This is a genomic window from Vibrio sp. Vb0667, assembly GCF_033391095.1.
The window spans coordinates 24,624-31,148 of sequence record NZ_JAWPOL010000040.1 but is presented as its reverse complement, the minus strand read 5'-3'; the positions used below and the strand labels follow the sequence as shown (position 1 = coordinate 31,148).

Annotated in this window: 8 protein-coding genes; 2 read left to right on the top strand and 6 right to left on the bottom strand. The window is 44.9% G+C overall.

Features of this window, described 5'->3' with window-relative positions; all coding sequences use genetic code 11:
* Nucleotides 1–125: 125 nt before the first annotated feature.
* The 5 genes from R8269_RS21605 to R8269_RS21585 form a co-directional block, all read right to left on the bottom strand.
* Nucleotides 126–551 (bottom strand): VOC family protein, encoded by a 426-nt coding sequence (locus R8269_RS21605; protein WP_017634369.1) that lies wholly within the window; start codon nucleotides 549–551, stop codon nucleotides 126–128.
* A gap of 174 nt (nucleotides 552–725) precedes the next feature.
* A complete protein-coding gene (locus R8269_RS21600; RefSeq protein ID WP_005374344.1) occupies nucleotides 726–1,211 on the bottom strand; it encodes a VOC family protein in 486 nt (161 codons plus the stop codon).
* A 139-nt stretch (nucleotides 1,212–1,350) separates the two neighbouring features.
* On the bottom strand, nucleotides 1,351–1,680 hold the full coding sequence (locus R8269_RS21595) for a DUF4144 domain-containing protein (RefSeq protein WP_213872688.1): 330 nt from the start codon (nucleotides 1,678–1,680) through the stop codon (nucleotides 1,351–1,353).
* Between the two features lie 24 nt (nucleotides 1,681–1,704).
* Nucleotides 1,705–2,241 (bottom strand): DUF924 family protein, encoded by a 537-nt coding sequence (locus tag R8269_RS21590; RefSeq protein ID WP_258664168.1) that lies wholly within the window; start codon nucleotides 2,239–2,241, stop codon nucleotides 1,705–1,707.
* Between the two features lie 69 nt (nucleotides 2,242–2,310).
* Nucleotides 2,311–4,158 carry a M3 family metallopeptidase gene (locus tag R8269_RS21585; protein ID WP_318222659.1) on the bottom strand — a complete coding sequence of 616 codons (1,848 nt, stop codon included), beginning with the start codon at nucleotides 4,156–4,158 and terminating at the stop codon, nucleotides 2,311–2,313.
* A 276-nt stretch (nucleotides 4,159–4,434) separates the two neighbouring features.
* Between R8269_RS21585 and R8269_RS21580 the strand changes: the two genes are divergently transcribed.
* Nucleotides 4,435–4,797: a hypothetical protein gene (locus R8269_RS21580; protein WP_017634365.1), complete on the top strand. Its 363-nt coding sequence runs from the start codon at nucleotides 4,435–4,437 to the stop codon at nucleotides 4,795–4,797.
* Nucleotides 4,798–4,868: 71 nt separating this feature from the next.
* Here R8269_RS21580 and R8269_RS21575 read toward each other — a convergent pair whose 3' ends face one another.
* The gene (locus R8269_RS21575; protein ID WP_005374332.1) at nucleotides 4,869–5,042 is read right to left on the bottom strand and encodes a hypothetical protein; all 174 of its coding nucleotides are present in this window, start codon (nucleotides 5,040–5,042) and stop codon (nucleotides 4,869–4,871) included.
* Nucleotides 5,043–5,276: 234 nt separating this feature from the next.
* On the opposite strand from R8269_RS21575, the gene R8269_RS21570 reads away from it, so the two are divergent.
* Nucleotides 5,277–6,419 carry a sugar diacid recognition domain-containing protein gene (locus tag R8269_RS21570; protein WP_005374330.1) on the top strand — a complete coding sequence of 381 codons (1,143 nt, stop codon included), beginning with the start codon at nucleotides 5,277–5,279 and terminating at the stop codon, nucleotides 6,417–6,419.
* Nucleotides 6,420–6,525: the final 106 nt, after the last annotated feature.

Genomic DNA, 6,525 nt, shown 5'->3' with positions numbered 1-6,525 from the left:
GTGGTGGCGAGAAAAAGAAATAGGTGAGCCAGCTAGAATTTTGACTTAATAATATGTTCTTACTTCAATAATTATTTGAGAAGTTAACCTTGTTATTTTAAAAATATAACAAGGTTTTTACTCGCTTACTCATCAATCACTTGAGGTTTTAACTCGACGACATTTCCTTCCGGATCATGTATATAGAGTGATCTACCGAACCCTTGTGCGCCATACCGCTTCGCAAACTCTTCGGTTTCAATGCCGCGCGCACGCAGATATTCCAGTAATTCATCCTCGGAAAAAGGCGCCAATTGCAGGCAAAAATGGTCAATATTACGACCATTTTGAACTGGTGGCTTACCGCCGAGTTGGCCCAATTCGCTGTCTACCGTCACTACATCAATCAATGCGTTACCCGCCCTAAGTTGAGTTAAACCAAGTTCCGTTACTTCGCGTTCGACAGGGCAGCCCAAAATGTCTCGATAGAAATGCAACATAGCATCGAGGTTACAGGTCCTTAAAACAACATGATCAAGCGCTTTGATGGCGATTGGATTTTTGGTGGGCATGCTTCACTCCTTTTTGCATTGTGTTGAGGTAAGTATAAAGTGACCTTAAAAGTGGTGAGAGAAATGATCAAATTCCAGATGTTTTTTTTCTAGAGCGAGTGCAGAAACACTGCAACTCAAAGCAAACAAAAAAGGCTAGCGTATTGCTAGCCTTTTGGAATATGGATGGGGCTATTACTCGTAATCAGAAGCGTAAGTTTCTTCGTAAGTGTGTGAGTAAAGCTCGAATAGGTTGCCGAATGGGTCTTCTAGGTAAACCATTTTCGCAGGCTTATTATCGTCTTCTGGGTGGTAACGCATGATGTCCATGCGAACTTTGCCACCTAGTGCTTCGGTGCGTTTGATAGCACCTTCAAAATCGTCTGTCTGCAAACAGAAATGGAAGATACCGATGCGAGAAAAATCCACTTCATGGCGCTCTTGACGCTCTTTCATTTCGAATAACTCAAGGCCAATGCCATCACTTGTCACAAGGTGCGCAATGTTGAAGCCTTTAAAGCCTTCCCCAAAGACCGCAATACACATTCTGCCAATTGCCGTTTCGCGTTCTTCAATCACTTTCGTGTTGCCCATAACGACTTTTAGACCTAGCGCTTGCGTGTAAAACTCAACCGCTTTGTCCATATCTCCGACCATAATACCGACATGATTCATTTTCATTTGTTTGCTCCCAACATGTGTGTTTGAACGTTGTCTTGTTTCGATGTGGGAGAGTATATGGCGTGATGTTGATTACATGAAATTATCATAAATTATAAAAATGATAATTTTATTTAATGTTGTACATGTTGGGATTGAGTTAGTGAGCTAAGGCCTCAACAGCTTGCCTCACCGAGGTGAAATGAATCTTGATAATGCACCGTTGCGCGAGGCTGAATTCATGCGATTGGATTAATGACGTAACCTCTTCTACGGACAGCGTTCGTTCTTTTGGGTGTAAAAGAGTGGTGTTCGAACCATTGTTTTTCAATTCGAACGTGTTGCCATTTGAGTCAATAACGTAATCATCTTGCCCAAAAATGAGGGCTTCGCATTCAGAGTCTAAGTCGGACTGGGAATGCGTATAGATCAGCTCATCGTCGCCGTCTAGTTTTAGCAAGCATGGCCAGCATACTGCGTGGGCTCTCATGGTTAACTCATTATTCATTGTTATTTAGAAACTTGACCCAGGTTGTTGCAAAAATGCTAACTCTTCAGGTGTGCTTTCTCTACCCAAGATGGCGTTGCGATGTGGGTAACGTCCAAACTGGTCGATGATGGCTTTGTGTTTTAGCTCAAAATCGTAGTTATTTTCAAGCCCTGATGCGCGAAACAATTTCTCAGCTTCGACATGAATGAGGCGAGATTCGCTGTGCATAAACGGCATGTACAAAAAGCTTAGCTGCTCAGGCGCTAATTCTTTATCGTGACCTAACCGAATTGCCTCTTGAGCCAGTGCTAATGCGAGTTGGTCTTGTGCAAACGCTTTTGGGGTGTTGCGATACACATTACGTGAAAACTGGTCGAGGACGATGATTTCGGCCAATCGTCCTTGTGTGCTGTCACGCCAATTAAACAGCTCACAACGAGCCGCTTGTTCTAATACCGAGGCAAATCGCGATGCAATACGCTTGTCCAGTTCTGGGTTGTTTTCAAACCAATTTTGGGGCGATAGCTCCTCGAACCAAAATTTGATGACTTCTTGGTACATGGTTCTTCCTTCTTATTGCATTAGCTAAAGAATAAAAAGCCAGAAGGCGAGCTCCTGGCTTTCTGCGTGTTATCGACCGTAAGTCTCTACGATGTAACGTTCAAAATCGTCACACATTTGTTCGTCAGAGATGGCGTTGCTTGCCAGCTCTTTACTGCCGTCGACGACTTTAATCGCGGCGTTCAGTAAAGCGACTGGTGCTCGCTCTCGCGTCGCAAGTGAGTCGATTTTCTTCTGCTGCACTTCCCATGCCTGTTCTTGTGACAGGTTACACACGTCTGCAAGGTATTTGGCATTGAAGCCTTCGCCAGTCAGGCTGACAATGGTTTCGTTGTGCGACAAGTGATTGCCTGCGTGCCAGTAGTGTTTTGCCAGCAGTGGGCCAATTTCTGGGTTATCCGTTAGGTAACCAAACTTCTCAAGGAAGTATGCACGGGTCTGGTACACCGCCATGTGCGCGAGTAGGTAACCTTGATACGCACACGCCGCTTCGTCGGATAGCAAATGTGGAATCGCCATCAGTGGGCGAGGGCTGCATTCCAAACCAAGGATCTGTTTTTCACAATCGCGAGCCAGCTTAGTGATGCGTTCTGGCGTTAACTCGTCATCGCTCAGTTGATATAACGCGCGTTCAAAGTACGGCACAACCAAGATGCTACGTTCTTCATAAGCTTTGAATGGCTGACGACTGTTGATCATCGCTTGAATAATCTCATCAGGAACCGAATTCTCTTCATCATCCAGTGCGTATTGTTTTAGCCAATCGGCATCGGTTAACAGGCTATCACAGAACATCGACTGAGTTTCTGCATAAGCCATTGACGTTGGCGCAAACTCCTGCGAGAAACAAGGCGCGTTCATTTTTACGTTCGCAAAGTGTGCTGCGTGGCCGCCTTCGTGGAACAGCGTGTTAATGCCATCGTATCCACTGCCCACTTGGTCTGGTTTGGCATTACTGGTGAAGTTCACCTGCGCTGCGACCCATTCGCCTTGATTATAGAAAGAAGGGATAGGGCCGTGGCAGAACCCATTCGGGTACTTACCTTTGCGATCTAGTAAATCCAGCGTTAGCGTCGCGCCAGAGTAATCAATATTTAGGCGACCAAATGATTCTACCCAGCGTCTCAGAGATTTTGAGAACGGCACGTATGGGTCAAGGTCACGCATAACGTTACCCGCGAATGAGTAAACAAAGTTGTAGCCTGCTAGTGCGCTTGCGCCTTTCTCTTTCGCCAAGTTTTCTAAGCTGTTTAGATGCGCATCTCGCGTGCGTTGTTCGAAATCTTCCAAAATTTCGAATAGCTGCTCGGAGCTCATCTTTTCCGTTTTTTGCACGGAGTAATCAAAGAAAGTCGCATAACCCAGTGAGCGAGCGAACTGGTTGCGCAGTTTGATCAGTTCAATAAAGCCGTTTCGCAGTAGCCATTGTTCAAGGTTCAGCAACGCTTGATGAGCCGATTGGCGAACTTCTTCATGATTGCTGGTGCGAATGGTTGAGCTTAATACGGGCAGTGAACCTTCTACTTGCTCGCCGTTCTCATCGGTAAATGTTTGTACGTGGTTCTGTTTTTTCTCGAAGAGCTCAGCTTCAAAGGCAATGAGCTGATTTTTCAACGCTTGTGCTTTTTCGCCCTCGATAGCGTGAGATTCAAACATCGCCAGCCAACCAGATAGACCCGTAATGGTTTGTTGTTTCTCTTGTGGGTCGGTAATTGAGTCCGCGGCTTCAAGCTGTTGTTTGATGGCAGTAATTTGCTCGGCGTTGCTTAAAAAGCTTGTCCATGCCGTTTGTGCTTGCGTCGAGTCATCATGGTCATCGCTGATCCCCATGTAAGTTTCCCAAAAGAAATCTTCTTTGGTGCGGTGAATCGCAAGGTAACGTTGATTGAGGTCGTTGAGATAATCCGTTGCGGTCATTTTGATCCTTCAAATGGTTTCGTTATGTAGACAGTTGATTATTGCACGCTTGGTCGCGAGAAAGGAACGCTAATCTCATTTGTCGATTTTGCATCGCGTAAAGGTGATTTTACTATTTGTTTACATTTGGGTGAGTTAATAGGAGTTATGAGCTTGCAGTGTTAAGACTGGAATGGAGTTTACAGTTTATTAAGTAATTAATCTGCGGTGCGCTATCGATGATCCTTATCAGGTGTAATAAGATTTCCATATCGTGGCGATACAGTTGGAAACGATATGATAAATAAGACAAAAGTTACGTTATTGGCGGTAGGTACGATTTTAGTTGGATGTTCCACAGTCGCGCCACCAAGAAATGATGCGGTTGAAAGCATTCAACAAAAGTGTTCTGTGATTTTAAGCAATGATGTTGCGGGCGATCAGCGCTGGCAGACGTACAACGGCTTGCTTGTAGAATATGCCGTGCATGGCGTTAAGAGTCAGGCACAACTGGAACGTTTTGAAGCGTTTGTGCAGAGAGTGCAAGATGATGAGTCTGGACAGTTAGTTACAGAGTTGATTGAGGTCACCGACTGGGGATGCTCAAACGGCAATTATCTTGAAGAGATGAGCTTGTTTATTCAAGAAGTTCAAAAGTAAAAAAACCGAGCGTTAAGTCGCTCGGCTTTTCTGTTTGTGGAACGCTTTTGTACGCTGGTTCGTCAGGACGTTTACTCCTCTGGATACTCGCCCATACCTTGCGTTTTACCTTCCGCTTTCCAATGCTCTCCAGGAGCAAATGCTTCATCGCATAAATCTACGGTGTAGCCCATTTCTGTGATTTCCTTCAAAGTGAGGTTATCAGCAATATTTGCAACTTCCCCCGATTTATTCCGTAACTCCATGTTGATCTCTCCTCTGTAGGTAGACGAGTGGCATCAATGCACAGTGAAGAATGCATTGCTAACCTTTGTTCTAAGTATATAACCCTCTGCTAAAAATGAAGGTTTAATCCGCTTTTTAAATATGGTTAATTGGATAATGCTTTGAGCTGCTTCCGTTATTTAGAACCGCAGCATCGCGATAGTTTGCCATTTGTGATTTATTGAGTGATTAAACGGTCAATTTGGAAACTCGAAATGGTGATTCTCGACCACGCTTTAGCACAACAAATTGTTGATCGAACCATGTCCATCATTGGTCACAATGTGAATGTGATGAACTCGGCAGGCATCATCATTGGCAGTGGCGACCCTAAACGTGTTGGGCAAGTGCATGATGGCGCGGTACTGGCGCTGAATCATGGCGATTCGCTAGAGCTTAATGAGCAGCAATGTTTGACGTTGCAGGGTGTCAAACCCGGTATCAATATGTTGTTGAAATTACATGGCGACGTGGTTGGTATTGTTGGTGTCACAGGCGAGCCGGAGAAAATCCGAGATTTTGCCAAACTGGTTAAAATGACCGCTGAATTGACAATCGAGCAAGCTGCGCTGGTGGAAAAATTTCAGTGGGACAGACGTCATCGCGAAGAGTTTATTCTGGCTTGGATCAATGGCAAATTGACCGATGAAGAGCTGAAAGATTGGGCGATGCGTCTTTCTATCGATGTTACTCAACCACGGGTGGCAACGGTGATTGAAGTCTCGACGCCGTCGGCCTCAAAAAGCATGAAGAGTGTGCGCAATATTGTTGAACTGCTTGAATACCCAGAGCGTAACAATCTAGTTGCGATTGTCTCGGTGAATGAAATTGTGGTGTTGAAACCGTGTCATTCCGCCAAGCAGTGGGATAGCCAAGTTGAAAGTGAGCGCATTGATAAGTTGATGTCGCGTTTAAGCGATCACGATTCGCATACGTTTCACATTGCGCTAGGGCAGCTGTTTAATGAGCCTAAAGATGTCGCGTTGTCATACCAAAGCGCGAAGCAGGTATTAGCCATTGGCAAGCAGTTCTACCCAGAGAAACGTAAGTACCTGTTCGATGAACTTCGTTTGCCTGTTTTGTTAGCGCCGTTGGCGGATATTTGGCAAGGTGAACAAATTATTGATGGTGTGAAACGGTTGAAAGAGAAAGACAAATCTGGGCAATTATTGAAAACCCTAGATGCACTGTTTGAATGCAATGGCAATGTGACAGAATGCTCTAAAATGCTGTTTATTCACCGGAACACTCTGCGCTATCGGTTAGAGAAAATCACCGAGATAACAGGGCTACCAACAACCAATTTTGTGGGGTTAGCGGAGCTTTATATTGCGACTCGGCTCTCAAAAATGTCGTGATGTTGTGCATTTGCACAATACGCGTTATTTTTTGACCACATCATTTGTCACTCCGCCTAAAGGAATTCGAAAGCAAACGATTAATAATTCATGCGTCCCTACATGT